The organism is Nocardia sp. AB354 (genome assembly GCF_049538315.1).
GTDB lineage: Bacteria > Actinomycetota > Actinomycetes > Mycobacteriales > Mycobacteriaceae > Nocardia > Nocardia nova.
The window spans coordinates 168,956-195,886 of the sequence record NZ_JBMVFU010000008.1; the positions used below are offsets into that span (position 1 = coordinate 168,956).

The following is a 26,931-nucleotide window of genomic DNA, read 5'->3' on the forward strand; positions in this document are numbered from 1 at the left end:
GCACTCCGTTGTTCGTTGTTCGCTGTTCGAATGCCGTGCTCGTCGGAAGCGACCGGTGATCGCTGTGATCAGTGAATGCGCCGCCGTCCGGCCGCGGAAGGACACACACAACCACTGAACGAGAGGTCGCGGCTGAGCGGCGCCGGACGGATCAGAATGCACATCATGGATCGTGGGTTCGACCGTTCATCGCTGGGCGCTTTCTTGCGGGCTCGGCGAGCGTCTCTGCAACCGGAAGACGTCGGGCTGCGCCGGGGGCCGCGGCGGCGCGCACCCGGGCTGCGGCGCGAAGAGGTGGCCGAGCTGTGCGCCATGTCCGCGGACTACTTCGCACGGCTGGAACGCGGCGACGGGCCGCTACCATCACAGAGCATGCTCGCGGCCATCGCCCGCGGCCTGCGGCTCACCCCGGACGAACGCGATCACCTGTTCCTGCTCACGGGGTACCGCACAGTTCGCCGCGACCTGCAGGTTCAGCATGTGAGTCCCGGATTGATGCGCGTGATGGACGGCCTCCGCGACATGCCGGCGCAGGTGATGGGGCCGTTGGGGGAAACGTTGCTGCAGACCGCGTCCGCGGTGGCCCTGCTGGGCACACAGACGGGGTACACCGGCCGCGCGCGTAGCGCGGCGTTCCGCTGGTTCACCGATCCGGCCGCGCGTGCGCGCTACCACCCCGACGATCACGACATGACCAGCCGGGCCAATGTGGCGCAGCTTCGCGCGGCGCTCACCCGGGACGGGCCCGGCTCGCCGGCGGCAGATCTCGTCGAGTTTCTGCGTGAGACCAACAACGAGTTCGCCCGATTGTGGGACCGGCACGAGGTGGGCCTGCGTTCCAGCGACACCAAGCGATTCGTCCACCCCGAGATCGGGCGGCTGGACCTTTACTGCCAGCTTCTGCTCGAGCCGGATCAAGGACAGGCGCTTCTCATTTTCACCGCTACCCCGGGTACCGAGGACCAGCAGAAGCTCGCGTTGCTGAAGGTGCTGGGCGTCGAAAAATTCACGGTCTCCCTCGAGTGAGAGGGCAGGGGTCCGCAGACCGGTGACCCGCGCGCCCTGGCCGCGGTATCTCCGTATGCGGAATCGATCGCGTGGTGCGCCCGCCGAGACGGGTGGTTACGGGCTCGCTGTGGCGGCCGGATCCGCGCCCGGCAACATCACCGGCTCGTCGCAACTGGCCGGAGGATCGACCTGGGAACAGGCGACGGGGGCGCGGGTGGGCCGGTAATCGGCGGGCACCCCGCCCGCGCGCACGAGCGAGGCGAACACCTCCACCGCGTCGGTGGGCCGGCGCACCAGATCCGGATCGGAGATGACATCGACGGTGAAGAGGCCGAAACGGGGTGTGTAGCTGCCCCATTCGTAGTTGTCGGTGAGGCTCCAATAGTTGTAGCCGCGCACATCGATACCGTCGGCCTTGGCGCGCTGGATCCAGTACACGGTGTCGCGCAACTGGTCGGCGCGAGTGTAGCCGTCCGGGCGGGGTTTACCGTTCTCGGTCGGCATCCCGTTCTCCACCACGTACAGCGGTTTGCCGGGGAACTGGCGGGCATAGCGGCGCAGCGCGTAGTAGACGCCCTCGGTCTGCAGCGGCAACTCCCACATCGCGGGCGCACCGGCCGAGGTCGCCGACGAGCCGTCCGCGGCCGGGGTGGGGCCGAAGTAGTAGTCGACGCCGACGAAGTCGAGTTTGTCGCGCACCTTGTCGATATACGGCTGATTCACCTCGGTGTCGGCGCCGGGCACATAGCCGATGTTGCTGGTGACCATCGCCTTCGGATAGGCGGCGTGAATGTCGTCGTAGATTTGATTGTGGGCCTGCGCCAGCCGGTCCATCGCCGCCGGCCACTCCTCGTGCGAGAGGGCGCCGATGCGGATCTCGGTGCCGAGATAGGCGGCCGGTTCGTTGATCGTGACCCAGATCGGATCGCGAGAACCGTAGCGCTGCACCACTTTCCGCGCATTGGCCAGCCAGTCGTCGACCATGCCCTGGTTGCGCCAGCCGCCGCGGTCGGCGGCCCAGCCCGGATACACCCAGTGGTCCAGGGTCAGCATCGGGGTCATACCCGCGGCGTAAACGGCGTCGACGATCCGGTCGTAGCGGGCGAATGCCTGCTCGTCCCATTCGTCGGGATGGGGCTGCACCCGGGCCCATTCGATACTCATGCGGAAGCTCTTGGCGCCCAGCTGCGCGGCGCGCTCGATATCGTCGGCGTAGGTGTCGAGGAAGCGCACCGAATCCCGATACGGTTCGGCCGCCCCGGTCGCGATGTAGCGGGTCCAGTTGCTGTCGGGGGCGTGGCCTTCGGTCTGGAATCCGGATGTGGCCACCCCCCACACGAATTCGGGGCCCAGGGGAGCGAGAGCCGACGCCGCCCGGCGGACGGGGTCGGCGCCCGCGCGGACCGGCAGCAGCAGCGCGGCGGCTGCGGCCAGTCCGGTGGCCAGCACCTGGCGGCGGTTCGGCTCTCGCATCCAGCAATCGTAGCTGTGAGATTGCTGAATTCCGGTGTGCGCAAGGGCGTGTCGAGCGGGCGATCGGCCGCTCGACGCCGGGGTCAGTGCGGCGGTGCGGTGAGGTCGAAGACCTCGAGACCACCGAGGTGTTGCGGCGTGTAGTGCGCCGACACCCAGGCGTAGATGTCGGTGTTGCCGACCGGATGCCACATCTCCGGCTCCGCGTCGGTGGCCGGCGGGTTCGGTGCGGTCGCCGGAGTGTGCGCGCCGCCGGGGGATCGGTGCTGGTCATGCGTTCGCCACGAGTCCGGCAGCTTCATCTCGGGCGCCAGATAGTAGGTGATCCGGTGGTCGCGGATCAGGTCCTGCAATCCCGCCACGGTGGGGACCGGATCTTCGGAAGTGAATCCGCCGATGGCGATCACCGGTGTCCGGCTGGCCAGTTCGAGTCCGGCCGCCGGTCCCGAGCGGTCGATGGCCGCCGACCACGTCGTCTGCGTTGCCCGCAACATCTCCACCAGCTTCGGATCGGTGTCCGTGCCGCCCATCAGCATGCCGATCTGGCGGCGGAACGGATTCAACGCCTGCGGCAGGTCCGGATGCGCCGGCCCGACGACCGGGCTGCCGCCGGTATGCGACTGCGGCAGCGTCGCCACCGCATACGCGCTCGACCCGGCCGTCGCGGCCAGCACACCGGCGCCCACGGCGACCGCGACCGCGCGGGCGGGCACACGTCGCGACAGCACCGGCAGCGCCGTCAGCACGAGAGCGGCGGCGGCCACGACGGTCACCGCGAGGATCGTCCACCGCAGCCACGGCTGCCAGTCCGCATTGCGATCGAGCAGGACGAAGCCCCACACGCCGCCGGCCACAACGAGTCCCGCCGCCCCGGCCCGGCCCCACATCCGATCCCGGCAACGCCACACCTCGGCCAGGCCGAGAACGAAACTGCCGACCACCGCGGGCGCGATGGCCAGGGTGTAGTAGGCGTGCATGCCGCCCTTCATCGCCGAGAACGCCACCCCGTCGATCAGCAGCCACAGCCCGAAAACCAATGCCGCCCCGCGCACGAGGTCGGTGCGCGGATACTTCCGGCGCGTGATCAGCACGACGACGAACCCCAGCACGGCCGCCGGCAGCAGCCACGAGATCTCGAAGCCGATCTCGCCGGTGAACAACCGCTGCGGGCCGGACCCGAAACCGTTGAAGCCGCCGCCACCCATATGCGGCAACTCGTATCCCGGCGGCAGTTCGAAGGGTTTGCGCCCGGCGTGGTTGTGTCCGAGGTAGCGGGCGAAACCGTTGTAACCCAGCACCAGATCCATGAACGTGTTGTCCTTGGAACCGGCCAGATAGGGGCGCGAATCGGCGGGCCACAGAATCGTCAGCAGCACATACCACCCCGACGAGACCACCAGCGCCACCGCCGCGGCCAGCAGGTGCGCGATCCGTTTACCGAAACCCGCCGGCGCCGCCACCAGGTACGCCACACCCAGTGCGGGCAGCACCATCAGGCCCTCGAGCATCTTCGCCAGGAACGCGAAACCCAATGCGACACCGGCCGATACGAGCCAGCGCGGGCTCGCGTGGCGCAACGCGCGCACGGTGCAGTAGGCGGCGGCTGTCATCAGCAGCACCATCACCGCATCCGGATTGTTGAACCGGAACATCAACGCCACCACCGGTGTCAGCGCCAGCAGGAGACCGGCCAGCAGACCCGCGCCGCGGCTGCCGGTGGCGCGGGTGATCGCGCCGTACATCAGCGCGACCGCCGCCACCGCCATCAACGCCTGCGGAACCAGCATGGAGGCACTGGAGAAACCGAACAACTGCCCGGACAACCCCATCACCCACTGCGAGACCGGCGGTTTGTCGACGGTGATGAAGTTGGCCGGATCCAGCGACCCGAACAGCAGCGCCTTCCAGTCCCGCGACCCCGACCACGCCGCCGCCGCGTAGAACCCGTTGCCCATCCCGTTGACGGTGATGTTCCACAGATACGCGGCCGCGGTGGCGGCCAGCAGTACCACCAGCGCGAGCCGGTCCCGGCGCCGCGGCGGTGGCGGATCCGGATCCGGCGGACGCGCCGATTCGGGCGATACGGGCACGGCGGTGTCGGCAGTCGTCACTGTCACCGCGGGAGCGTCTCAGCCCATCCGGTGACCACCCTGTCCGAACCCTTGGAGATTGCTGTGAGTCCGGCGCGATCGGGCGAATCGGGCGTCGAAACCCGTTGTCGCGCGTAGGTGATTCTCAGTCCGGGAGCATGACGTCATCCGGACGCTCGATATCGGGCATCTCGGACTTGACGAATTGCTCGGTGGTCACCCACTGGGTGAAGCCCCACGGGTTGTAGATCTGCAGTTCGCCCGGCCGGGTGGCAACCACGACCACCTGGTGACCGTCACCGTCGCCCTTCGGAGCGAGCCCGATCGGGACGGGTTTGCCCGCAGCCACCGCGGCCTCGATCCGTGGCAGGGCAGCTTGTCGCGCCTCCTCGGTGGACAATTCGGCCATGTGATAGGTGCTGCCGGTGACGGGGTTGAGCAGGCTGTTCACCATCTTCTGGTCGCCTCGTGGATAGGGAGTGAGGTCGGGATCGAAGTTGTCGTCGAATACCCGAACGAGCCGGTCCCGGAATGCCTTCGGGCTGTCGTTGCCTGCGGCCGGGCCGCTCACCGCCGCGGGGCCGGTGCCTGTGGTGACACCCAGCATCAGCACCGGATCGGCATCCAGCCGGGCGATCACGGTGGATGCCGAGGTGCAGTTCCCCCTGTCCTGGGCGTAGGTGGCGGCCTTGGCCACGTCGTCGGGGGCGTAGCTGAGCTCCTGCCGTCCGTCGCGCACGGTTCGGTTGTTCGCGACGTCGTTGACGTGCAGATGTTTCCAGAGCCAATAGCGGTCGTTCCCGTGCTCGTGGATCTGTTCATCGAACGCGGTGATATCGGGCAGCGAGTATCCCGCCGACAGTGCCTCCCACAGGTAAGCCGCCTCCTGCGGAGACTTGGCGTTGCTCACCAGCTTCTCGAACGAGGACCGATCATCGGATGACATCGCCGAGAGCCGCTGCGAGGCACGTACCAATGCCGTCGGAGTGAGGATGTCGTCGGCGGTGCTGGGCGCTCCGCCGGCTTGACCGGTGTAGGCGAGGGTTTCGGCATCGACCGGGTCCATACCGGGCGCTTCGACGGTCCTGGCCCGTGCCGTCCGGGCTGCTGCGCCGACCGACGACGCACACGTTGTTGCCGCGGTTTCGTATGCCTTCGTCGCGGTGATCCGGGTTCGGCAGCTGTCGATGGCGTGCCTGCGGACCTCTTCGTCAGGTTTGTTGTTCAGCTGGGTGTGTGCCTTCGTGAGTCCGTCGACTCCCGTGGTGTCTTGCCGTTGTGTCTCGACCAGTGCGTCCGACCAGATGCGAAGCGCGTCGTTGGCCCAGGTGAACGCCTCGTGTGCATGCCACGCGGCACCGGCGAAGGTCGACACTGCGTCCGCGGCCGTCTCGCCGGCATGACCACGCCACGAGTCCGGCAGCTTGTCTTTTGCGACGCTCTCGAGATCGCTGTGCATGAGCTTGTACGCCGAAGCGGCGTCGGCGAAAGCACGGGCCTGGGCATCGACGGCTGTCGTGGTTCCGGGCAACGCCGGCACCTTGAGCGCGATGTCGATCGCGGCCCGCAGATGACTTCTGTTGAGGCCCAGCTGCATCGACTCCAACGCCAACTCCAGCGCCTTCAGCCGTTCACTTTTCGCGGGCAGCGTGAGGTCCGATGGGATCTCCGAGAATTTGTCATATGAATAGGCATATGCCGTACTGAGCCCACCGACCACCGCGACCTGGGCCAGCGTGCTCGCCACCGAGCCGATACTCCCGGGCAGTCGGGCAGCGAGTGGCGAAACAAGTTTGGCGACGCCGGGCAATTTGCCCAGCAAACCGGGTAGCGCCCGGCCGCCCACCTTGCCGACTTGCCCCACCAGAGCACCCACGCCGGCATCGACCAAGAGGCCGGTACCGGACTGGCCGTCGATCATCCCGGTGAGAACGCCGCCGACTGCTCCGCCGATGAGTGCTGCGCCCGGAATGGGGGCCAGCGAGATAGCGCCGCCGAGCAACCCGGCGCCGACGCGTTGCCAGGTCTTGCTGATCACAAGGGGCTCCACGGCGTGGAGGCGCCGCGGCCGAGGGTGCGCCGCGATCGCAGCACGGCGGCCACCATCTCCAACCACCGTGCGAACGCCTCGTCGCGAGCGACATCGGGTTCGGCGTCGGGGCATGCCGCCGCCACCCAGGAACGAACCATCGCCGTCGGTTCGGTGCCGACCAGTGGTTCGGGCAGCCGCCGGGCATCGGGCAGCCCCACGGCACGCACGCAGCCGGCGAGGAAGGCCACCGGATCAGGCCCCACCCCGACATCCCCCAGTTGCACCGCGGCGGCCACCGCCGCGTCGGCGAGCGCGATGCCTCGATCGTCACTGGTGTTCGACATCGCTCCAGCCACCGCCGACGCGACATCCAGGGTGCGCAGTTCGGCATCGAAGCGCCGGTCGCCGGTCATCCGCTCGGTGGACGGCCCGAAGGTTGGGTGACCGAAGGTACCAGCGACGGCGTCGGATCGGTGCCGCCGATGCTCATGCCGGCATCCTGGTCGGCGTCCTGGTACTCGCGTTTGACCCGAGGTAGCAAGTCCACGATGATGCCGACGGCTTTGGCGGTAATTTCGGTTTCGGTCTCCCATGCACTTCGGAAGTCCGCGCACGCCGCCGCCACCGTGCTGTCACCCAGACCGGAGCCGTCGATGACGGTGTTCTCCAAGTTGTTCAGCAGTCTCGTCAGGCTGTCGTAGGTCAAGACCACCCCGAGGACAGCCGAATCGAAAGAGTCGGGGGCGAGATAGAGCGGCAGGCTTCTGCCATTCCCCAAATCCAAGTCGCCCACGGGCCGATAGTAGGTGTTTCGGCGCGTCTTCCCTGCTGTGGGAATTTCTCCGGGAGAGCATCTCAGCTGATCCGGTGACCTCCTGTCCGAACCTCGGGCGTTGCCGTGAATCCCGGTGCGATCGGGCGAACCGGGCAGACGCACCCGGATCTGCTCGGTCAGTAGCGGCCGAACAGTACCGCCGCGTTGTGGCCGCCGAATCCGAAGGAGTTGTTCATCGCGAACTCGACGTCGGTGTGCCGCGGTTTGTCGTGCACGATGTCGAGCTCGATCCCCGGGTCCTGATTGTCGAGGTTGAGCGTCGGCGGGATGACCTGATCACGCAGTGTCAGCACCGAGATCGCGGCCTCGAGCGCGCCCACCGCACCCACCGAATGCCCGAGTGCCGACTTCGGCGCGTAGACCGCCGGATGGGTGCCGATGGCGGCGGCGATGCCCTTGGCCTCGGCCAGATCGCCGATCGAGGTGCCGGTGGCGTGAGCGTTGACGTGATCGACATCGACGGCGCTCACCCCCGCGGTCTCGATGGCTCGGCGCATCGCCCGGGCACAGCCGAGCCCCTCCGGATCGGGGGCGACCATGTGGTACCCGTCCGCGGTCAATCCGGCGCCGAGCAGCCGGGCCAGCGGTGTCGCCCCGCGCGCCAGCGCATGCTCCTCCGATTCGAGCAGCAGCAGCGCGGCGGCCTCACCGAAGACGAAACCGTCCCGGTCGCGATCGAAGGGCCGCGACGCTCGTTCGGGTTCGTCGACGCGGGAGCTGAGCGCGCGGGCCATGGTGAATCCGGCGATCGCCATCGGGTTGATGTAGCCCTCCACCCCGCCCGCGACGACCATGTCGGCATCGCCCAGCACGATCGAGCGCCACGCGTGCACCAGCGCCTCGTTGCCCGAGGCGCACGCCGACACCGGCGTCACCAGGCTCGCGCGCGCCCCGATGTCCAGTCCGACCACGCCCGAGACGCCGTTGGGCATGCTCATCGGCACCGCGAACGGGGACACCTTGCGGTAGCCGTGTTCGCGCATGGTGTCGTGGGCTTCGACGATGACGTCGGCGCCGCCCAGGCCGGTGCCGATGCAGACGCCGAGGCGGTCCTTGTCGACCTCCGGTGTCCCCGCGGTCTCCCACAGCCGCTGACCCATCGCGTACGACATCTGCTGGACGTAGCACATGCGGCGCTTGCGCACCCGGTCCAGATCGGTGGTGGGGTCGTGGATCAGTTTGCCGCCGATCGCATTGGGCAGATCCTGGCGGATGATGTCCTCGTCGGTGAGGACCTTGATCCCGCTGGCGCCGGAAAGTAGCGCCTGCCAAGTACTTTCGGTATCGGCGCCGATGGAGGTGGTGATCTCAATCGCGGTGACGACTACCTCGCGGAAGCCGCCGTTGCGGGTGTTGAAATTGGTATCGAGCGTACGCACGGTCGTCGATTCCTCACTGTCGGTCCCTCATTTCCCCGGACACGAAACTCGGCGGCACCGGCGACCGCCGACGACCTCGCCGTCATCGGCCGGCCGACCCCGCCGCGGGGGCGGTGGTGCGCCTCGGTCAGCGTAGCCTCCGACCGCTCACGAAGGACCCGAAATGGGGATGCTAGAAATTTGCCGCGGGGGTACCGTTGAGGGTCACGGATGGGTGCGTCCGCAGCGGTGCGCCCGACCGGACGGGCGAGGGGAAGGGCGTGCCCGCGATGACTGTCAACGCTGTTCACGACATTTTTACGGCTCAGTTGGACAACGTGGGGCCGCAGGCGCCACCGGGCGCGGGGGTGACGACGGTACTGCTTCGAAATCTCATCTGGTTGCATTTGCTGGCAACGGCGATCGCGGTCGGTTGCTGGGTCCATCTGGCGAGTCGGCGCGGGGTCGCGCGGGCCACGGTGTCGCGGGTGGCCGTCGGCGTCGTCGCGATCGGGCTGACCACCGCGGGCGCGGGGGAGATCCTCGGCGCGGCCATGCACTGATCGCCCCTCCGCCGCTGCCGCGACTAGACGTAACCAGAAATAACACGTAACCTTCGGGTATCCGGACGGCGAGGTCCGGGCTGACATTCGGACGAAACGGATACCTCAATGACGCGGCATGTCGACGTGTTGATCATCGGTGCGGGCCTGTCCGGCATCGGGATGGCCTGCCATCTCAGCCGGGAGAACACCGGACGCAGCTACGCGATCCTCGAACGGCGCAGCGCGATCGGGGGCACCTGGGACCTGTTCCGCTACCCGGGCATCCGCTCGGACTCCGACATGCTCACCTTCGGCTACGGCTTCCGCCCCTGGATCGGCACCAAGGTGCTCGCCGACGGACCGCACATCCGCCAGTACATCGCCGACACCGCCGAGGAATACGGCGTCACCCGCCACATCCGCTTCGGCCGCAAGGTCGTGAAGTCGAGCTGGTCCAGCACCGAACAGCTGTGGACCACCGAGGCGCTCGACGAACAGACCGGCGACACCGAGACCTACACCAGCAACTTCCTGGTCGGCTGCACCGGCTACTACGACTACGACCAGGGCTTTCGCCCGCAGTTCCCCGGTGAGGAGAACTTCGGCGGGCAGATCGTGCACCCCCAGCACTGGCCCGAGGACCTGGACTACCGCGGCAAGCGGGTCGTCGTCATCGGCTCCGGCGCCACTGCGATCACGCTGGTCCCGGCCATGAGCGAGGACGCCGCGCACGTGACCATGCTGCAGCGTTCGCCCACCTACATCGCGCCGCTGCCGGCCGAGGACCCCGTCGCGGTCGGCATGAAGAAGGCCAAACTGCCCGCCGCGCTGGCCTACAAGACCGGCCGCGCCCGCAATATCGCCCTGCAGCGCGCCAGTTTCGCCCTCTCCCGCAGCAACCCCGCCCTGTCGCGGAAACTGCTCCTGCAGGCCGTGCGGGTCGCCGTCGGGCCGAACGTGGACATGCGCCACTTCAGCCCCAGCTACAACCCGTGGGATCAGCGGCTGTGCATCGTTCCCAACGGGGATCTGTTCAAGGTGCTGCGCAACGGACGCGCCTCCATCGTCACCGACCGGATCGCGACCTTCACCGAAACCGGCATCCGCCTGGAATCCGGCGAGGAACTGCCGGCCGACATCGTGATCAGCGCGACCGGCCTCAACATCCAGATGCTAGGCGGCGCGGCGATCGATGTGGACGGCACCCCGATCGCCACCCGCGATCTGGTCGCCTACAAGGGTGCGCTGATGAGCGGGCTGCCCAACGCCATGATGATCATCGGCTACACCAACGCCTCCTGGACGCTGAAGGCCGATCTCGCCGCCGAATACTTCTGCCGCCTGCTCAATCACATGAAGGCCGAGGGGTATTCGACGTTCGTCGCCGAAGCCGAGGAAGCCGACCGGGCGCCGGAATCGATGATGGGCGGCGCGCTGACCTCCGGCTACATCGCCCGCGGCGACGCGGTCATGCCGCGCCAGGGCCGCCGCGGCCCGTGGAAGGTGATCAACAACTACTACCGCGACCGCGCGCTGCTGCGCAAAGCCGACCTCGAAGACGGCATCCTGCGCTTCGGCACCGGTTCGGCGGCCGCTCGCCCGGTCGTCGAATCCCGTTCCGCCTGAACATCTTCGCGCGGAACACCGTCCGGTCGCGGCAGCGCACGCGACCGGACGGCCCGGGACCTCAGCCCAGCAGATGCGCGGGCGTCGCCAGCGGTTTGGTGTTGGCGACGAATTCACGCCGCAACCGGTGATAGGACTCGCCGTCGCCGAAGAAGTTGCGATGCATATGCGCCAGCTCCTCGGCCCGATACCGCGCCAACGGCCGCACCGCCTCGTCGGCCGCGCGGCGCTGCTTCTTCGCCAGCAGTAGATTCTGCAGTTCCGGTGCGGCCGCGAGGTTTTCGGCCTCGCGCCGAACCTGTGCCCGGAACTGCTCGGTGGAGCCTTCGAACACCTTGTCCACCAAACCCACTCGCGCCGCGGCCCGCGCGCCGACCGGCAGGGTCCGGCTGGTCAGCTGCTCCGCCATCTCCGTGCCCACCCGTTGCGGCAAGGTGTAGGTCCAATACTCCGAACCGTGCAGGCCCATCAGCCGGTAGTGCGGATTGAGCACCACCGATTCCCGGCACCACACGTGGTCGGCGGCCAGGGCCAGCATCACCCCACCGGCGGCGGCATTGCCCGACAGCGCCGCGATCACCAGTTTGTCGGTGGTGGTGAGAATCGCCTCCACCACATCGTCGATCGCGTTGATATTGCGCCACGACTCCTCGGCCGGATCGGCGGCCGCCTCGATCACGTTGAGATGGATGCCGTTGGAGAAGAAGTCGCGCCGCGGCCCCAGCACCAGCACATCCACCGGTCGATCGCAGGCCTCGCGATACGCGGTCAGCAGCCGCCGGCACTGCCGGGTGTCCATCGCCCCACCGGGATAGGCGAATTCGAGATATCCCACGCCGGCGTCCTCGTGGTAGCGCAGCTCCGACCAGGTATCGCGCACCGCCGCCTCGGCGGGGGAGACCGGCACCTCGGGGACTCCGGCGGGCAGATCGGCGCCCAGCGCGTCGGTGGCCGGCATCTTGAACGTCACCGGTCCGCCCGGCACGCGGCGCGGGCGCAGCTGCGGCAACCACACCGCACCGTCGACGGTGGCCCGGCAGATCGCACCGTCGCGGGTGGCGATCACCGCGCCCGGTTCGCCACGCAGCCGGTCCTCGTAATGGCCACCGTGGACGAAGTATTCGCGGCCGAACAGTTCGTCCAGCACACCCGGCTGGGAATCGGCCGCGCGCAGGGTGCGGATCACCGTGGCGGTATCGGCGCTGGCCCAATCGATGCGGCGTACCTGCTGGGTGAGGAACGGCCGCAGCCGGCCGGTGACGTCGGGGCGGTCGTAATCCAGCGGTTCGGGCACGTAGTCGCCGGATGCGAAACGGCGCACCGCCGTCAGCACCGCCTCGACCGCCGCGTCGGACACCTCGTTGCGATACAGCTCGCTCTTACCGCACGGCGCCACATCGAAACCCGCCGACGCCCAGATCGGACCGGCGTCCATCTCCGCCACCGCCTGCAGCACCGTCACACCCCAGCGGGTCGCACCCTCGGTGATGGCCCAGTCCAGCGACGACGGCCCCCGATCGCCCATCGGTCCCGGATGCACGATGAACACCGGATGTTCGGTCCACACATCCTCGGGAATCGCCGTGGTGAGCATCGGCGCCAGAATCAGATCCGGCCGGAAGCGGGCGACCCGGGCACGGAGTAGATCGTCGCCGAGAGCCAACTCGACGCCGACCTCGTGATCGCGTTCCCGCAATTCGGCATGCACTCGCTGGGTGAGACTGTTGAATGCGCTGGCGACCAACAGGATGCGCACGAGCTGTCCTCCATCAGGGTGTTTCGTCGGTCCGTGACCGGACCGCAACATTTGCCCCTCTGAAACTAGCCCCAGTGCCGCGCGCCCGCATACCGGGTGGGTGCGATCAGTGCGGCACGGTCACCGGATCGGCACAGCTGCCCGGAATGTCGACCAGCGAACAGGCCACCGGTCCGCGCGCGGGACGGTAGTCCGCGGAAACACCCCCGGCCCGAGTGATCGCGCGGTAGGCGTCCACGGCGTCGGTGGGGCGGCGGGTCAGAGCGGGGTCGGTCAGCACGTCGACGGTGTACAAGCCGAAGCGCGGTGTGTAGCTGCCCCACTCGTAGTTGTCGGTGATCGACCAGTAGTTGTAGCCCATCACGTCGATGCCGTCGGCTTTGGCGCGCTGGAGCCAGTACACGGTGTCGCGCAGATCGTCGCCGCGGGTGTAACCGTCGGGGCGGGGCGCGCCGTTCTCGGTCGGCATGCCGTTCTCCACTATGTACAGCGGCTTACCGGGGAATCGACGCGAATAGTATTCCAGCGCGTAGTAGATTCCCTCGGGTTGCAGGGGCATCTTCCACAGCTGCTCGAGGTCGCCCGGCGACAGCCGGGCCAGGTCCTGCGGGGTGTGCCCGTAGTAGTAATCGATGCCGACATAGTCGAGTTTCGCGGCGATGGCATCGATCATCGGACCGTTGACCACCGGTTCCGCGGTGCCGACGATGTAGGCGAGGTTGCTGGTCACCATGGCGCCCGGCTGCATCCGGTGGATGTCGTCGTAGATGGTGTTGTGCGCCTGGATCAGTCGCAGCTGCATCGCCGGGACGTCCGCCGGCGACAATCCGCCGTTGCGGGTTTCGTTGACGATGTACATTGCCGGCTCGTTGAGCGTGACCCACAGCGGATTGCGAGAGGCATAGCGCTGCACCACCGTTCGCGCGTTGGCCAGCCAGTCGTCGAGCATCGCCGGATGCGCCCAGCCGCCGCGGTCGGCGGCCCAGCCGGGATACACCCAGTGGTCCAGGGTCAGCATCGGGCGGATGCCGTGTGCGGCCATCATGTCGAGAACGCTGTCGTAGAAGGCGAATCCGGCCGCGTCCCATTCGCCGGGCCGCGGCTGCACCCGTGCCCATTCGACGCTGATGCGGTAGACGCCGACGCCGAGGCCGGCGGCCAGTCCGATATCGGAGCGATAGCCGGTGAAGAAATCGACCGCATCGTGGTAACGGTCGAAGTCGGGATGCGAGGCCACGTACCGGAGCCAGTTGCTGTCGGGCGCATGGCCTTCGCACTGGAATCCGGCGCTGGCCACACCCCACAGGAAGTCACCGCCCAGATTCGGCACGGTGGCCGGCGCGGCGGGACGGGCCCGGGCGAAGGCGGCGGGACCGGCCACGGCGGCGGCGGTCCCGGCGGCGAGCAGACCGAAAGCCTGGCGGCGACTGACGTTGCGCATCGAACTCCTCGGTATCCGGTGGGGCACGCTCCGGCAACGGTAACCCGGTCACCACTCGCGTACGGCCGGTTGCGGCGCAGTCATTCTCACCCGCAATTGGGCAAGTGTCCAGATGTTGCGTAATTCGGTCGAACACTGTCGGTGCGCGCGGCTAGGGTGGCGGCCATGGCCACGCACATGACGCATTGGGGAGCGTTCGACGCCGTCAGCGACGGCGAACGGCTGACCGACGTACGGCCCTGGCCCGGCGATCCCGAGCCCACCCCGCTGATCGGCAATGTGGCTTCGGCGCAGCATCACCCAACCCGCATAGACCGGCCCTACGTCCGGAAATCATGGCTCGAACACGGACCGGGAGCCTCCGGCCGCGGCAGCGATTCCTATGTCCCGGTGAGCTGGGACCGCGCGCTGGATCTGCTCAGCGGCGAATTGCGCCGGGTCTACAGCGAATTCGGCCCCGAAGCCGTCTACGGCGGTTCCTACGGCTGGGCCAGCGCGGGACGATTCCATCACGCCCAGAGCCAGTTGCACCGGTTCCTGAACTGCCTGGGTGGCTACGTCCGTCACGTCAACAGCTACAGCCTGGGCACCTCCACGGTATTGCTGCCCTATGTGCTGGGTCCGCTGTTCGCGCTGCTGGGACGCTTCACCGCCAAATCGGTGATCGCCGAGAACACGGAACTGGTGGTCGCGTTCGGAGGTATCTCGCCGAAGAACGCCGCGGTCAATCCGGGCGGTGTCTCGCGCCACCACACCCGCGACTGGATCGAGCGAGCCCGGCGGCGTGGCTGCCGGTTCGTCACCGTCGCCCCGCTGCGCGACGACACCGCCGAGGTCGCGGAGGCGGAGTGGATCACCCCGCGCCCGGGCACCGACGCCGCGCTGATGCTCGCGCTGGCCCAGGTTCTCGACGCCGACGGCCTGGCCGACACCGCATTCCTGAACTCCCACACCGTCGGCTACGAACAGTTCGCGCACTATCTACGCGGCACGGCCGACGGGGTGGTGAAGGATCCCGTCTGGGCGGCCGCGATCACCGGGGTGCCGGCCGAACGCATCCGGGCGCTGGCACACGAGATGGCCGCGGCGCGCACGCTCGTCACGGTGAGCTGGTCGCTGCAGCGGGCGCAGTACGGGGAGCAACCGACGTGGCTGGGCGTGGTGCTGGCCGCCATGCTGGGCCAGATCGGATTGCCCGGCGGCGGTTTCGGACACGGCTACGGATCCTCGGCGAGCGTCGGCGAACCCACCCGCACCCTGCCGCTGCCGCGACTTCCCCAGGGCGCCAACCCGATCGACCGATTCATCCCCGTCGCGCGCATCGCCGATATGCTGCTCGCACCCGGCACGCCGTTCCGATACGACGGACGTGAGCTGCGCTATCCCGATATCCGCCTGGTCTATTGGGCCGGTGGCAACCCCTTCCATCACCATCAGGACCTGGCGCGCCTGCGCCGCGCCTTCGATCGGCCCGACACCATCGTCGTCCACGACTCGTTCTGGACCGCCACCGCCCGCCACGCCGATATCGTGCTGCCGGCCACCATGACCATCGAACGCGACGACTACGGCACCGGCGACAACGACGGCGTCCTGTTCCCGATGCCGGCCCTCACCCGCCCGTACGGGCAAGCCCGCGACGACTACGACATCCTCGCCGAATTGTCCGAAAGACTCGGCACCGGCAAGGAATTCACCGAGGGACGCACAACAGGCGAATGGCTGCGGCACCTGTACGAGCAATGGTTGTCCGACCTCGGCGAACGCGGACGAGGCTTCCCGGACTTCGACCGGTTCTGGGCCGGTTCCGGTCTCGACCTGCCCGTCGCCGACCCACCGCAGGTGGTGTTCGCGGATTTCCGCGCCGACCCCGGGACGCATCCGCTACCGCCCCCCTCCGGTCGCATCGAGATCTTCTCCGAAACCATCGCCGGGTACGGCTACTCCGACTGCCCCGGCCACCCGATATGGCTCGAACCGGATGAATGGCTGGGCAGCCCTGCGGCACAACGCTTTCCGCTTCAACTGGTCGCCAACCAGCCGCGCACCAAACTGCACAGCCAGCTCGACGTCGGCGCCCACAGCCGATCGGTGAAGATCCGCGACCGCGAACCGGTGCGCCTGCATCCATCGGAGGCCCACTCCCGTGGTCTGGCCGACGGCGATATCGTGCGCCTGTACAACGACCGGGGCTCCTGCCTGGCCGGACTCGTCGTCGACGACGCGGTCGCGCCGGGTATCGCGCAACTGTCCACCGGCGCGTGGTACGATCCGGATCCCGCGGATCCGTCGTTCTGCCGGCACGGCAACCCGAACGTGCTCACCGCGGACCGCCCCTCCTCCACGCTGAGCCAGGGCAGTACGGGACAACTGGCGCTCGTGCAGATCGAGGCCTATCACGGCGCGGTCCCGAACCTGACGGTGCTCACCCCACCGCGGATCGTTTCGGCCTCATCGGACGTTTGCTCTTAATCGCCTGCCGGACAACGACATCCGGCGGGTGCGGTGCACGCCCATGTGCCGGGCTCCAGCCTCAGTCTTTTCGGCCGGTCAACGCCAAGCTGGTACCGAGTCCGATCATCATGAGCCCACCGGCACCTCCGACGGCGGCCAGTCGTCGGGGCGAGCGCGCGAACCAGGCGCGCGCTGTCCCGGCGGTCAGTGCCCACGCGGAGTCGAAGATCAACCCGAACATCGGGATACACATGCCGAGTATCAGCATCTGCACCGGAACCCAGCCGTTTTCCGGGGTGACGAATTGCGGCAGCAGCGCGGCGAGGAAGACCAGGGACTTCGGGTTGGCGAATCCGACGATCAGCCCGTCGCGCAGCATGGTGAGCGGACCACGCCGGAGTGCGGTCACCTCAGCGGTGAAGGTGTCGGCCAGCCGAGCTCGATGGCGAATCGCTTGGAGCCCTATATAGATCAGGTAGGTCGCGCCCAGGACTTTGACGGCGGTGAACACGGTGGCCGACGCCGCGACCACGGTCCCGAGCCCGAACGCGACCGCGGCGACCTGCAGGTACACACCGACCGCGTTGCCGGCCACGGTGAACAGTGCTTCCCGCCGCCCGACCGTGATCGCACGGGTGATCGCGAACAGGACGCTCGGCCCGGGGACGACGACGAGCAGTGCGGCCAATCCGGCGAATTCGAGCAGATGATCACGCGCCACCACAGGACGACCCTAACGATCGGCGAACCGGCCCGGCCACCGGATTTCCGACTCCTTCTCCGTACCCGCGATGACTCGGCGCACCCACTCCAACGGCACCGGCGCCAGCTCATGGGCGTCGAGACCGACGTGAATCATCCGGCCGCGGATCCGCACCGAACTGTGGGTGTGGCCGTGCAGCAGCCACCGGCCGGCGTTGTCGCCGGTCGCGGGTAGCCGCCACTCCTCGAACCGGTTTTCCGGGGTGTGGTCGCCGTCGGCGGTGCCCGCGAACGGGAAGTGCGACAACAGGACTCGTTGCCCGGCGATTTTGCGGGTGGCCGCCGACTGCACGGACGCGAATCCGGCGGCCAGGTAGTTGCGCTGCCAGTGGTCGGCGCGCGAGCGCATCGGGTGGCAGCCGTCGTGGTTGCCCGCGACCAGATGCTTCACCCCCGGCCGCCGCGACATCCACTCGAGTGCGGTCATCTGGGCCTTCGTGCCACCGACCGAGATGTCGCCGAGCACCCAGACCTGATCCTCGACGCCGACCCTGCCGTCCCACCGCTCGGCGAGCTCGGCATCGTGCGCCTCGGGTGTGTCGAACCCGCGCAGGCCCGACACCAGCCGATGCCCCACGTGCGGATCGGCGAGGAACCACACCTCGCTCATGTTGTCTCCTCGTTCAGATAGGCACGTCGGATCCGTTGCAGCAGCGACTCGATCGGCGTTTCGTCGGGCTCCTTCCGCAGGGCCGAGGTCGCCTCGGCGAATGCCGCCTCGTACTCGGCGAACACCGCCCGCACCGGAGTCGCCCCCTCGGCCGCGGCCCGCTGCCCGAACTCGAGGTAGCGCTCCGGATCCGGCACCCGGATCGGCAGGAAGCCGGTGGTGTAGAGCTGATGTCCCTGCCACAGCAGCCGCAACGTGTGGCGGGCTTGTTTGGCGCGCCGGCCCGGCGACGGATGCGGGCGCTGTTCCAGATCACGCAGCTGCGCGGCGGCATACCCGACATACGCCCGCCGGACCCGCCTCGCCGACGCGAAACACCCACGCAGCGAGACGAGTTCCCGCCCGAAAGCCGTTGTGACCGTGTAGGTGTCGAGCCACAGCAATTCGTAGGCCGTCGGATTGCACGACAGCATCAGGGCCATCGCCTTACCGATTTCGTGGTAGACGGCGTCGTCGCCACCGCGGCCGGTGCGGCTGGCTCGCGCCGGCGGATGCAAACCCAGCAACGCACTCGTCGGTTCCGCGTAGACCCCGGCATAGTCGGTATCGCTCATCGCCGTTGCCAAGCCGTACGCCTGCGACCCGACGACGCCCTCCAACAGCAGATTCTCCACCTGCCCACCCCCGTCCGTACGCCCTGTCGCCCGCTGCGACCAAGCCACGCCCCGAAGCGCACCGGCACCATCACCGGAGAGGCAACGATAGTGCGGGCGAACGGCCACGCGCACATCAATTTCCGGCCGCGCAGCCACTCAGACCCGCGCACCGCACAAACGCGACCGGTGGCGCAGCGGTATCGACATCGTGCGGATTCCGGCCCCACTCGATGGGAGAGTCTCGAGTGCGCAGCGCCGGCCGGGGCATCGGCGCCGACGCACTGGTCCGACTCAGCGCCCGCACTACGGTGCCCGGAAGCCGCCGATCTTCTGCTCGAGCAGTTCGGCCAGCCGCAGCGGAGTGCGGTCCTCGAACATCGGGCCGATGAGCTGCACTCCCACCGGCAGGCCCTCGGGCGAGCGGCCCGCCGGTATGGCGGTGGCGGGCAGGCCGGGCATGGTGGCCATGCCGGCCCACACCAGCTGGTCGAAGTACGGGTACTCGACGCCGTCGATGTCGATGTGCCGGTCCTCCAGATCTCCATTGTGGTCGTGCGGATAGGCGGGAGTGGGCGTGACGGGGCACACCACCGCATCGAACTCGGAGAACAGTCGCCGCCAACCGTGGCGGTGGAGTTCGCGACCGTTGTTCGCCGCTACCCAGTCGCGGTGGCTGAGCACCATGCCGCGCAATCGCGCCGCGTCGAGACCCCGATCGTCCTCGCTGAGGACAGCGGCGCGGGTCTGCAGCTGCCGGTACGCGTCGAGGGGAAGACCTGCTGCGGCGTTCGACAGCATCAGCTGCATATACAGTGTCGCCGCTTCGGTCGGGTCGGGCAGCAGCGGGCTGTGCCGTTCCACGCGGGCACCCTCGTCCACGAGCGCCTCGGCGACCCGGTTCACGCCCGCCCGCACCGCCGCCCCGGTCGGAATGAGCGGATGTTCCTCGACGACCAGCACACGGAAGTCGGCGAGCCGGTCGTGGCGCGCGGGCGGCAATACGACGTCGTAGGCGACGCCGTGGGTCAGCGGGTCCGGTCCGGCCATCACGTCGAGCAGGAGTGTGAGGTCGCGGGCGGTGCGCGCCATCGGCCCCACAACGGCGAGGTCGAGGTCCACCGGCAGTGCCGGCGCGGGCGGCGCGACCATCCCGCGGGTGGGTGCCAGCCCGAGTGTCGGCTTGTGCGCGTAGATGCCGCAGAAATGCGCGGGGGTCCGCAACGAACCGGCAAGGTCGGAGCCGATGGACAGCGCGCCGAATCCGCATGCCAGGGCCGCCGCCGAACCGCCGGACGACCCACCCGACGTGCGGCCGTGATCCCACGGATTGTTGGTGGTGCCGTAGATCTCGTTGAAGCTCTGGATATCTCGCAGCATCAGCGGCACATTGGTTTTGCCGAGGATCACCGCACCGGCGGCCTTCAACCGCGATACCTGTACCGCGTCTTCGGTCGGTACATAGTCGGCGTGCTGCGGTATCCCCCAGGTCGTGGGCAGCCCGGCCATATCGTAGGACTCCTTGACCGTCACCGGAATACCGAGCAGCGGGCGGTCCTCGCCGCGGGCGCGCGCCCGGTCGGCAGCGCGCGCGGCGGCCCGCGCATTGTCGAAGTCCGGCACACAGATCGCGTTGATCGCCTTGTCGTCGCGCTCGATACGGGCGATCGCCGCGTCGGTCAGCTCGACCGAGGTCACCACACCGGCACGCAAGGCAGCCGCAATTTCTTCGGCCGACTGAAAGTTCCACTCCATGAATCGGAAGGTATTGGTCCGCGGCAGGGGGCATAAAATACCTCTTCGCGCAAAGAGGAAATTCGAACGAGGCCACTTGCAGGGCAAATCAACGCATTCGTTCTGTCATATTCCCAGGTCATGACGCAGACAGCGCCCCGGCTTTGCCGGCGCAAGCCATGAAATGCCGTTTCAGACAACGGGATAGATGTCACAATGGCTGCCGTATTTCCACTTCTGCCGCAGACCGTTCGACTCGGCCTCACAACCCGAGTTTCGTTACCGCGTTGTCCTCCAACGGGTTCGCGGTGCGGATGTAGCCGTGCACGGTGCGTGGATTGGACCAGCGGCCCTGGCGCATGATTTCGCGGTCGCTCGCGCCGCCCAATGCGGCCTGGGTGGCGAATCCGGCGCGCAGCGAATGTCCGGAGAACAGGGCCGGATCGAGTCCCGCCCGTGCGGCATAGCGTTTCACCAGTTCCGCCACCGCCCGCCCGGAAATCGGCTGCGCGCCGATGCCGCCGTGCCGCGACACCGGCGGGAACAGCGGGGCCTGCGGATCGACCCGGGTGGCGCCGGTGAAGCCGTGGCAGCGGTGGATGTCGGTGGCGGCGGTAGTGCGCTCAGTCCAGGACCGCAGATCGTCGGCGCCGCCCTCGGAATGGATGTCGCGCAGGTCGATCCACTCCGCGAAGGCGCACACCGGACACGTCGAGGGTCGTGCCCCACGCGGCAGGGCCACCGATTGGGCGCCCGCGCCGGTCGGATCGGTTTTTGTCGCCGGCAGCCGCACCAGCAGCACGGGCTCGCCCGTGCGGTGATCGACGGTGACCGCCACATCGCCGACGCGTAGTCCGGCGAGTTCGCTACGGCGCAGTGCCCCGGCGAAGCCGACGAGCAGCATCAGCCGGTCTCGGCGGCGGGCCGGCTCGGTGGGCCAGCCCGGGGCCGGCAATCCGTCCAGCAGTTGTTCGAGCGTGTGCAGCAGCACGGGACGCTTACGGTTGGGCACGCTGCGACGGGTGCGGCGAATGCCACGCAGGGTCAGCCGCACCACATCGGATCGGGTCGGGGAGGGCAGGCCGTTGGCGGCATGGACCGCGGCGATGGCGGCGCTCTTGCGTTCCAGTGTGGCCGGCCCGAATGCCCACTCACCGGACGGTTTTCGCGCATCGGCGGCCGCGGCCAGATATACCGCGACGTCCAGGGCGTCCGCGGGAAGTGCGCACCGCGCCTCGGCCGCACACCACGCCGACCATCCGATCCAGTCGGATCGGTAGGCGCGCACCGTGTTCGGCGACTGTGAAGCCTCCAGATAACGGCCCAGTGCCCCGGCTTGCTCGGTGTCGAAGCGCTCCCGCACCATCCGCAGGGCGACCGTGTCGACGAGCACACTGCGCACACCCCGCCGTAATTCGGTGCGAACCGCCTCCGGCACGGCGATATCGACGACCACGGGATCCGGTGAGACGCTCATCGCGAGACAGGCTACCGGGCAACGACGTTCGCCGCGCCCGCCCGCGCCGGGAAGAATGATCGACCGTGCCGTCCGTGACAGTCGCCGCCGACGATCCCGCCCGAGCCGACGTGCGGGCTCTGGCCGCCCGCCATCTCGCCTTCGCGCGGGCCCATACCCCCGCCGAGGCCGTCTTCGCGCTCGACCAGGGCGGATGGGCCGATCCATTACTCACGTTGGTCACCGCTCGGCGCGACGGTCTGCTGCTGGGTATAGGCGCGGTGCGTGATCTCGGTGGCGGGCACGGGGAACTGAAATCGATGCACACCGTCGACGCGGCGCGCGGGCACGGCGTCGGCGCCGCGATCGTCACGCATCTGCTCGAGCTGGCACGCGCCCGCGGCTGGGTGCGCGTGAGTCTGGAAACCGGTGCGGGCGAAGCGTTTCGGCCTGCGCGCACGCTGTACGAACGGTGCGGGTTCGTGCGGTGCGGCGCGTTCGGCGACTACCTCGACAACGGGACGAGTGTCTTCATGACGCGCGCGGTGTGAGCTGCGGACGAGGCGGAAGCGCGGGAACAGTAGTAGCCCGGAATCGGATTGCGCCCCGGAATCGGATTGCGCGAAGTTCCCCCGAACTCCCTTCCACTATCAATATATATCGCACAGGGGGTCTTGCGGCAAGGCCGGGGGTGTGCTGCACAATCGTCGAGCCAACGCCATGACCTGCGGAAATCGGCTGTTCCGCGGGCTCGGCCACCACCGTGTCGAATGGGGTTTCATGATTGACGTGATCGTTGCCGGCGCCGGGCCTACCGGTCTGATGCTGGCGTGCGAATTGCGGTTGCACGGCCTGAACCCGGTCGTGCTGGAGAAGGAGACCGAGCCGACGAAGGTTGTCCGCGCGCTGGGCCTGCACGCGCGCAGTATCGAGGTCATGGATCAACGCGGGCTGCTGGAGCGTTTCCTCGAGCTGGGCACGAAATATCCGGTCGGCGGGTTCTTCGCCGGTATCACGGCACCGCAGCCGGAGCTGGACTCGGCGCACGCGTATGTGCTCGGCATTCCGCAGACCGTCACCGATCGGCTGCTCGCCGACCATGCGGCCGAGATGGGCGTCGACATCCGGCGCGGCTGCGAGGTGGTCGGCGCCACCCAGGATGCGGAGGGTGTGACCGTCGACTTGGCCGACGGCAGCCGGCTGCGCGCACGGTATCTCGTCGGCTGCGACGGCGGACGCAGCACCGTGCGCAAACTCGCGGGGATCGATTTCCCCGGTGAACCGACGCGGGTGGAGACGCTGCTGGGGGAGGTCGAGCTGGACGCGCCGCTGGAGACCGTGGCCGCGGTGGTGACCGAGGTCCGCAAGACCCAGCGGCGTTTCGGGGTCGGGCCGTCGGGCAACGGGACGTTCCGCTTCGTAGTGCCGGCCGAGGGGTTGTCCGAGGACCGTACGGTGCCACCGACGATGGAGGAGGTGAAGCGACAGCTGGTGGCCACCGCCGGCACCGACTTCGGCGTGCATTCACCGCGCTGGCTCTCGCGTTTCGGAGACGCGACTCGGCTGGCCGCGCGGTATCGGTCCGGACGGGTGCTGCTGGCCGGGGATGCCGCGCACGTCCATCCGCCGGTCGGCGGTCAGGGTCTCAACCTCGGCATCCAGGACGCGTTCAATCTGGGGTGGAAGCTGGCCGGCGAAGTCGCCGGCTGGGCGCCCACCGGGCTGCTGGACAGCTACGAGTCCGAGCGGCACCCGGTCGCCGCCGACGTGCTGGACAACACGCGCGCGCAGATGGAGCTGATATCGCTCGAGCCGGGGCCCCGTGCGGTGCGGCGGCTGCTCACCGAGCTCATCGATATCGAGGAGGTCAACCGGCGGCTGACCGAGAAGATCACCGGCACGGCGATCCGCTACGACTTCGGTGACGGGCACGAACTGCTCGGCCGGCGCCTGCGGGACGTGCGGTTGAAGGACGGACGCCTCTACGAGTTGATGCACGCGGGCCGCGGACTGCTGCTGGATCAGACCGGCCGGCTGTCGGTGGCGGGGTGGGCCGACCGGGTGGATCACGTCGCCGATGTCAGCGACGAATTGGATGTTCCCGCAGTTCTTTTACGGCCGGACGGGCATGTGGCGTGGGTCGGCGACGACCAGGACGATCTGCTCGCCCATCTCCCGACCTGGTTCGGCGCGGCCTGATCGGCCGCCGGATCTACGGTCGCGCCACGACACCGAAGGTGCGGGCGGTGGCGATGGTGGCGAGGCGGTCGTCGGCGCCGGTGTCGCGCAGATCGACCCGTCCGACACCGCCCCGCAGCGTCGCGGTGGCCGTCACCGGGCCCACCTTGGCCGGTTGCAGATAACGCAGGCCGAGGAAGCTGAGGCTGTCACCGGGAGCCAGGGACAGCACGGCTTCCTCGGCCGCGACGGCGATGAGGCCGCCGTTGACGCTGCCGGCGGCGTTGAGCACCTCGTCGGTGCGCGGGAGAACGGCCACGCCGGGGCGCGCCCGTTCGCAGCGCAGGCGTTCGGCCAGGGGAGTGGTGAGCCGATCGCGGCCGGCCGGCATGTCGATGCTGAGCGCGCGGGGAAGTTGCAGGTCCGGATCGGGCGCGACCATGAAGGAGGCGCCGGCCAAGGCCAGCGGTTCGCCGTCGACGGCGAAGTCGATCTCGGCCACGAAGACCGACCGGCCCACCTTCACGGTGCGGCCGATCGCCTCGAGCTGTTCGGCCGCGGGCGCGGGCCGGTAGAGGTTGACGTCGAGTTCCAGGGTCACCGGGACCCGCGGATGCATCACCAGCGACGCCAGCAACCCGGCCACGGTATCGGCCCAGGTGGCGAGAATGGAGGTGCGCAGATGCGCGGTTCCCGGCGCGTGCAGTTCCGGCACGATGGTCGCGGAACCGTGCACCTCGTCACCGGCGCGCCGGGTAGCGAAGCCGAGTTCGAGCAGCACGTGGCGGCGCGGGGACAGTCTGCTTTCGACACTCACGGCATCTCCTCCGGTCCGGTGCGTCCCGGCCGGGCCACACACGAGCGATTTGATTCTACTTCAAGGAGAATCGCATTCTCATCCCGCTACCGCGGGGCGCTGATGCGCGCCTTCATCGCGGCGAGCCGGGCGGCGAATTCCTCGGAATCCAGCGATGCCACCTGCGGCACGATCTCCGCGTCGACGGCCTCGGCATGCGCGTCCAGGGTGCGTGTGTGGCGCATGGTGCGTTTGGTGGTGATCAGCAGATCGCGCGGCGCCTCGGCCGCACCGGCCGCCAATTCGACTGCGGCGGAGAGCAAGTCGTCATGGTCGCCGAGTACGACACGATGCACGAGGCCCGCACTGTGGGCCGCGTCGGCATCGAGGATCTCGCCCAGCAGCGTCATGGCCGCAGCCTGCTGCGACCCGACGGCGCGCTGCAACATCCAGGTCATGCCGCCGCCGGGATGGATACCCAGCCGCAGGAATCGCGCATCGAACCGAGCGCGCGGTCCGGCGAGGCGCACATCGGCGGCTAGCGCCAGATTCAGCCCCGCGCCGACCGCGGCCCCGCCGACGGCCGCGACCGTGGGCAGCGAGCATTCGGCCACAGCGAGGAATCCCGCGTAGATGGCCCGCAAGCCTTCCTCCGCCGCCTCGCCGAGTGCGCTGAGATCGGCGCCCGCGCAGAATGCCGGCGGAGCCCCGGTGATCACCACCGCGTGCACCCCGGAATCGGCTTCCGCCTCCGCGATCGCCGCCGCCAGCTGCTCGGACAGCCCGAGTGTCAACGCATTTCGGCGTTGCGGGTCCGATACCGTCACCACCGCGACCGCATCGCGCCGTTCCACCGTGATCTCCGCCATGGCGTCATCGTAAGGGAGGGCGCGGTCGATACGATCCGGGAATCCGAGTCGAACCGGACGAGCAAGGGAGCCCGCATGAAGGCCGTCATCGTATGTGTCTCGGTATCGCACGGCAATACCCGGCGGATCGCTGAGGCCATGGGCGAAGTGCTCGGCGCCCGCGTCGTCGGGCCCGAGGAACTCGACACCGCCGAACTCGCCTCCTGCGACCTCGTGGGATTCGGGTCCGGCATCTTCACCATGAACTTCCATCCCCGCTTGCGCGAGCTGATCCGCGCGCTGCCGGCGCAGTCCGGTACGAAGGCGTTCGTCTACGCCACCAGCGGTATGCCGGAAACACCCCTGCGCCGCTATACCCGTTCGCTCGCAACACTTCTCAGCCAGCGCGGCTTCACCGTGCTCGACACCTTCACCTGCCGCGGCCTCGATACCTGGCTGCCGATGCGAATCGTCGGCGGAATCAGCAAGGGACATCCCGACGCCGCCGACCTCCACGCGGCACGCACCTTCGCCGAAGGGCTGCGCGACCGCGTCACCGCCGGGCGCTGAAAGCGCCACCTTCGCCCGGGCCCACGCGGCGGCCGGTATGCGCCCGCCGCGTGAGCCCGGTGATGGTCCGGGCGTCAGCCCGCGGTCCGGCCGTCCAGTGACTCGCGGATGATGTCGGCGTGCCCGGCGTGCTGCGCGGTCTCCTGGATCAGATGCATCAGCACCCGGCGCACGCTGCGCACCGCACCCGTCTCGTGCCACGGCGCGTCGGGGAGCGGATGCGTGGCCGCGAGATCGGGCACGGCGGCGATGATCTCCTCCGTGCGCGCGGCGATCTGCTCGTAGCGGGTCAGGATGCCGGCGAGGGTTTCGCCGGGCAGCATGACGAAGGTGTTGCGGTGGTCGATGGCCCACTGCGGATACTCCCGCGCGGTGCCGGCGGCGAAGTCCGCCCAGGTGACCCCCTCGGGCAGCTCGTAGGTCATGGCCGAGGGGCCCTCCACGACGAACCGCAGCCAGTTGTCCTCCATCGCCGCGACATGTTTGACCAGCCCGCCCAGCGACAGGGCGCTGACGGTGGGATGCGCGCCGGCCTGCTCGTCGGTCAGCCCGTCGACGGTGCCGCGCAGGGCGCTGCGTGTGGCGGCGAGCTGGGCGAGCAGATCGGCGCGTTCGCCGTCGAGTGCGGACGCCGGGGTGTTCTCGGTGGTCATCGTTGTCCTTTCGGGTCGTTGTCGATTCCGATACCAACGATCGCAGCGAACTA

23 protein-coding genes are annotated in these 26,931 nt (G+C 68.6%); 7 read left to right on the forward strand and 16 right to left on the reverse strand.

The genetic code is table 11. From position 1 onward, the window contains the following. The first annotated feature begins 165 nt into the window (after nt 1-165). Entirely contained in the window at nt 166-1,026 is an 861-nt protein-coding gene (locus tag ACPCUW_RS14150) for a helix-turn-helix transcriptional regulator (RefSeq protein ID WP_423425220.1), read from the forward strand. A 96-nt stretch (nt 1,027-1,122) separates the two neighbouring features. On the opposite strand, the gene ACPCUW_RS14155 is transcribed toward ACPCUW_RS14150, so the two are convergent. From ACPCUW_RS14155 to ACPCUW_RS14180, 6 genes are all read right to left on the reverse strand, one after another. After that, nucleotides 1,123-2,481, reverse strand: a complete 1,359-nt coding sequence (locus ACPCUW_RS14155; RefSeq protein ID WP_104365310.1) for a family 1 glycosylhydrolase — start codon at nt 2,479-2,481, stop codon at nt 1,123-1,125. Nucleotides 2,482-2,564: 83 nt separating this feature from the next. After that, nucleotides 2,565-4,598: a glycosyltransferase family 39 protein gene (locus ACPCUW_RS14160; protein WP_423425222.1), complete on the reverse strand. Its 2,034-nt coding sequence runs from the start codon at nt 4,596-4,598 to the stop codon at nt 2,565-2,567. A gap of 118 nt (nt 4,599-4,716) precedes the next feature. Next, nucleotides 4,717-6,609 carry a hypothetical protein gene (locus tag ACPCUW_RS14165; RefSeq protein WP_423425224.1) on the reverse strand — a complete coding sequence of 631 codons (1,893 nt, stop codon included), beginning with the start codon at nt 6,607-6,609 and terminating at the stop codon, nt 4,717-4,719. Next, entirely contained in the window at nt 6,606-7,016 is a 411-nt protein-coding gene (locus ACPCUW_RS14170) for a hypothetical protein (RefSeq protein WP_423425225.1), read from the reverse strand. The genes ACPCUW_RS14165 and ACPCUW_RS14170 overlap by 4 nt, the downstream gene beginning before the upstream one ends. Then, a complete protein-coding gene (locus ACPCUW_RS14175; RefSeq protein WP_423425227.1) occupies nt 7,013-7,396 on the reverse strand; it encodes a hypothetical protein in 384 nt (127 codons plus the stop codon). Before ACPCUW_RS14175 ends, ACPCUW_RS14170 begins: the two co-directional genes overlap by 4 nt. A 158-nt stretch (nt 7,397-7,554) precedes the next feature. Further along, nucleotides 7,555-8,817, reverse strand: a complete 1,263-nt coding sequence (locus tag ACPCUW_RS14180) for a KasA/KasB family beta-ketoacyl-ACP synthase (protein WP_423425229.1) — start codon at nt 8,815-8,817, stop codon at nt 7,555-7,557. Between the two features lie 260 nt (nt 8,818-9,077). Here ACPCUW_RS14180 and ACPCUW_RS14185 point away from each other — a divergent pair, with 260 nt between their 5' ends. Both ACPCUW_RS14185 and ACPCUW_RS14190 read left to right on the forward strand, forming a co-directional pair. Then, entirely contained in the window at nt 9,078-9,359 is a 282-nt protein-coding gene (locus ACPCUW_RS14185; RefSeq protein WP_195074043.1) for a hypothetical protein, read from the forward strand. A gap of 108 nt (nt 9,360-9,467) precedes the next feature. Next, a complete protein-coding gene (locus ACPCUW_RS14190; protein ID WP_423425231.1) occupies nt 9,468-10,967 on the forward strand; it encodes a flavin-containing monooxygenase in 1,500 nt (499 codons plus the stop codon). Between the two features lie 61 nt (nt 10,968-11,028). Here the strand turns inward: ACPCUW_RS14190 and ACPCUW_RS14195 are convergent, their stop codons facing one another. After that, a complete protein-coding gene (locus ACPCUW_RS14195; RefSeq protein ID WP_423425233.1) occupies nt 11,029-12,723 on the reverse strand; it encodes a hydrogenase maturation protein in 1,695 nt (564 codons plus the stop codon). Between the two features lie 106 nt (nt 12,724-12,829). Beyond that, nucleotides 12,830-14,164: a family 1 glycosylhydrolase gene (locus ACPCUW_RS14200; protein WP_423425234.1), complete on the reverse strand. Its 1,335-nt coding sequence runs from the start codon at nt 14,162-14,164 to the stop codon at nt 12,830-12,832. A gap of 165 nt (nt 14,165-14,329) precedes the next feature. Between ACPCUW_RS14200 and ACPCUW_RS14205 the strand changes: the two genes are divergently transcribed. Beyond that, a complete protein-coding gene (locus ACPCUW_RS14205; RefSeq protein ID WP_423425236.1) occupies nt 14,330-16,636 on the forward strand; it encodes a molybdopterin-dependent oxidoreductase in 2,307 nt (768 codons plus the stop codon). A gap of 61 nt (nt 16,637-16,697) precedes the next feature. Here ACPCUW_RS14205 and ACPCUW_RS14210 read toward each other — a convergent pair whose 3' ends face one another. From ACPCUW_RS14210 to ACPCUW_RS14230, 5 genes are all read right to left on the reverse strand, one after another. Then, the gene (locus tag ACPCUW_RS14210; protein ID WP_423425238.1) at nt 16,698-17,342 is read right to left on the reverse strand and encodes a LysE family translocator; all 645 of its coding nucleotides are present in this window, start codon (nt 17,340-17,342) and stop codon (nt 16,698-16,700) included. A 9-nt stretch (nt 17,343-17,351) separates the two neighbouring features. Further along, on the reverse strand, nt 17,352-17,990 hold the full coding sequence (locus ACPCUW_RS14215) for a metallophosphoesterase (RefSeq protein ID WP_423425240.1): 639 nt from the start codon (nt 17,988-17,990) through the stop codon (nt 17,352-17,354). Beyond that, nucleotides 17,987-18,664, reverse strand: coding sequence for a nucleotidyltransferase domain-containing protein (locus tag ACPCUW_RS14220; protein ID WP_423425242.1), 678 nt, complete (start codon nt 18,662-18,664; stop codon nt 17,987-17,989). The genes ACPCUW_RS14215 and ACPCUW_RS14220 overlap by 4 nt, the downstream gene beginning before the upstream one ends. A gap of 285 nt (nt 18,665-18,949) precedes the next feature. Continuing rightward, a complete protein-coding gene (locus tag ACPCUW_RS14225; RefSeq protein ID WP_423425244.1) occupies nt 18,950-20,398 on the reverse strand; it encodes an amidase in 1,449 nt (482 codons plus the stop codon). Nucleotides 20,399-20,639: 241 nt separating this feature from the next. Then, complete coding sequence (locus tag ACPCUW_RS14230) at nt 20,640-21,854, reverse strand: site-specific integrase (protein ID WP_064922956.1); 1,215 nt, start codon at nt 21,852-21,854, stop codon at nt 20,640-20,642. Between the two features lie 65 nt (nt 21,855-21,919). On the opposite strand from ACPCUW_RS14230, the gene ACPCUW_RS14235 reads away from it, so the two are divergent. Then, nucleotides 21,920-22,384 carry a GNAT family N-acetyltransferase gene (locus ACPCUW_RS14235; RefSeq protein ID WP_423425246.1) on the forward strand — a complete coding sequence of 155 codons (465 nt, stop codon included), beginning with the start codon at nt 21,920-21,922 and terminating at the stop codon, nt 22,382-22,384. A 229-nt stretch (nt 22,385-22,613) separates the two neighbouring features. Continuing rightward, nucleotides 22,614-24,032: a rifampin monooxygenase gene (gene rox, locus ACPCUW_RS14240; RefSeq protein WP_423425248.1), complete on the forward strand. Its 1,419-nt coding sequence runs from the start codon at nt 22,614-22,616 to the stop codon at nt 24,030-24,032. A 13-nt stretch (nt 24,033-24,045) separates the two neighbouring features. Here the strand turns inward: rox and ACPCUW_RS14245 are convergent, their stop codons facing one another. Together ACPCUW_RS14245 and ACPCUW_RS14250 are read right to left on the reverse strand one after the other, a co-directional pair. Beyond that, complete coding sequence (locus ACPCUW_RS14245) at nt 24,046-24,828, reverse strand: hotdog domain-containing protein (protein ID WP_423425250.1); 783 nt, start codon at nt 24,826-24,828, stop codon at nt 24,046-24,048. Between the two features lie 86 nt (nt 24,829-24,914). Beyond that, entirely contained in the window at nt 24,915-25,676 is a 762-nt protein-coding gene (locus tag ACPCUW_RS14250) for an enoyl-CoA hydratase (RefSeq protein ID WP_305780524.1), read from the reverse strand. A 75-nt stretch (nt 25,677-25,751) separates the two neighbouring features. Here ACPCUW_RS14250 and ACPCUW_RS14255 point away from each other — a divergent pair, with 75 nt between their 5' ends. Next, a complete protein-coding gene (locus ACPCUW_RS14255; protein WP_305780525.1) occupies nt 25,752-26,225 on the forward strand; it encodes a flavodoxin family protein in 474 nt (157 codons plus the stop codon). Nucleotides 26,226-26,299: 74 nt separating this feature from the next. On the opposite strand, the gene ACPCUW_RS14260 is transcribed toward ACPCUW_RS14255, so the two are convergent. Next, on the reverse strand, nt 26,300-26,878 hold the full coding sequence (locus ACPCUW_RS14260; RefSeq protein ID WP_423425253.1) for a DinB family protein: 579 nt from the start codon (nt 26,876-26,878) through the stop codon (nt 26,300-26,302). Nucleotides 26,879-26,931: the final 53 nt, after the last annotated feature.

Coding starts and splice junctions, on each gene's coding strand:
- ACPCUW_RS14150 (WP_423425220.1), top strand. CDS start 166: ATGGATCGTGGGTTCGACCGTTCATCGCTGGGCGCTTTCTTGCGGGCT.
- ACPCUW_RS14155 (WP_104365310.1), bottom strand. CDS start 2,481: ATGCGAGAGCCGAACCGCCGCCAGGTGCTGGCCACCGGACTGGCCGCA.
- ACPCUW_RS14170 (WP_423425225.1), bottom strand. CDS start 7,016: ATGACCGGCGACCGGCGCTTCGATGCCGAACTGCGCACCCTGGATGTC.
- ACPCUW_RS14190 (WP_423425231.1), top strand. CDS start 9,468: ATGACGCGGCATGTCGACGTGTTGATCATCGGTGCGGGCCTGTCCGGC.
- ACPCUW_RS14200 (WP_423425234.1), bottom strand. CDS start 14,164: ATGCGCAACGTCAGTCGCCGCCAGGCTTTCGGTCTGCTCGCCGCCGGG.
- ACPCUW_RS14205 (WP_423425236.1), top strand. CDS start 14,330: ATGGCCACGCACATGACGCATTGGGGAGCGTTCGACGCCGTCAGCGAC.
- ACPCUW_RS14215 (WP_423425240.1), bottom strand. CDS start 17,990: ATGAGCGAGGTGTGGTTCCTCGCCGATCCGCACGTGGGGCATCGGCTG.
- ACPCUW_RS14225 (WP_423425244.1), bottom strand. CDS start 20,398: ATGGAGTGGAACTTTCAGTCGGCCGAAGAAATTGCGGCTGCCTTGCGT.
- ACPCUW_RS14230 (WP_064922956.1), bottom strand. CDS start 21,854: ATGAGCGTCTCACCGGATCCCGTGGTCGTCGATATCGCCGTGCCGGAG.
- rox (WP_423425248.1), top strand. CDS start 22,614: ATGATTGACGTGATCGTTGCCGGCGCCGGGCCTACCGGTCTGATGCTG.
- ACPCUW_RS14250 (WP_305780524.1), bottom strand. CDS start 25,676: ATGGCGGAGATCACGGTGGAACGGCGCGATGCGGTCGCGGTGGTGACG.
- ACPCUW_RS14255 (WP_305780525.1), top strand. CDS start 25,752: ATGAAGGCCGTCATCGTATGTGTCTCGGTATCGCACGGCAATACCCGG.
- ACPCUW_RS14260 (WP_423425253.1), bottom strand. CDS start 26,878: ATGACCACCGAGAACACCCCGGCGTCCGCACTCGACGGCGAACGCGCC.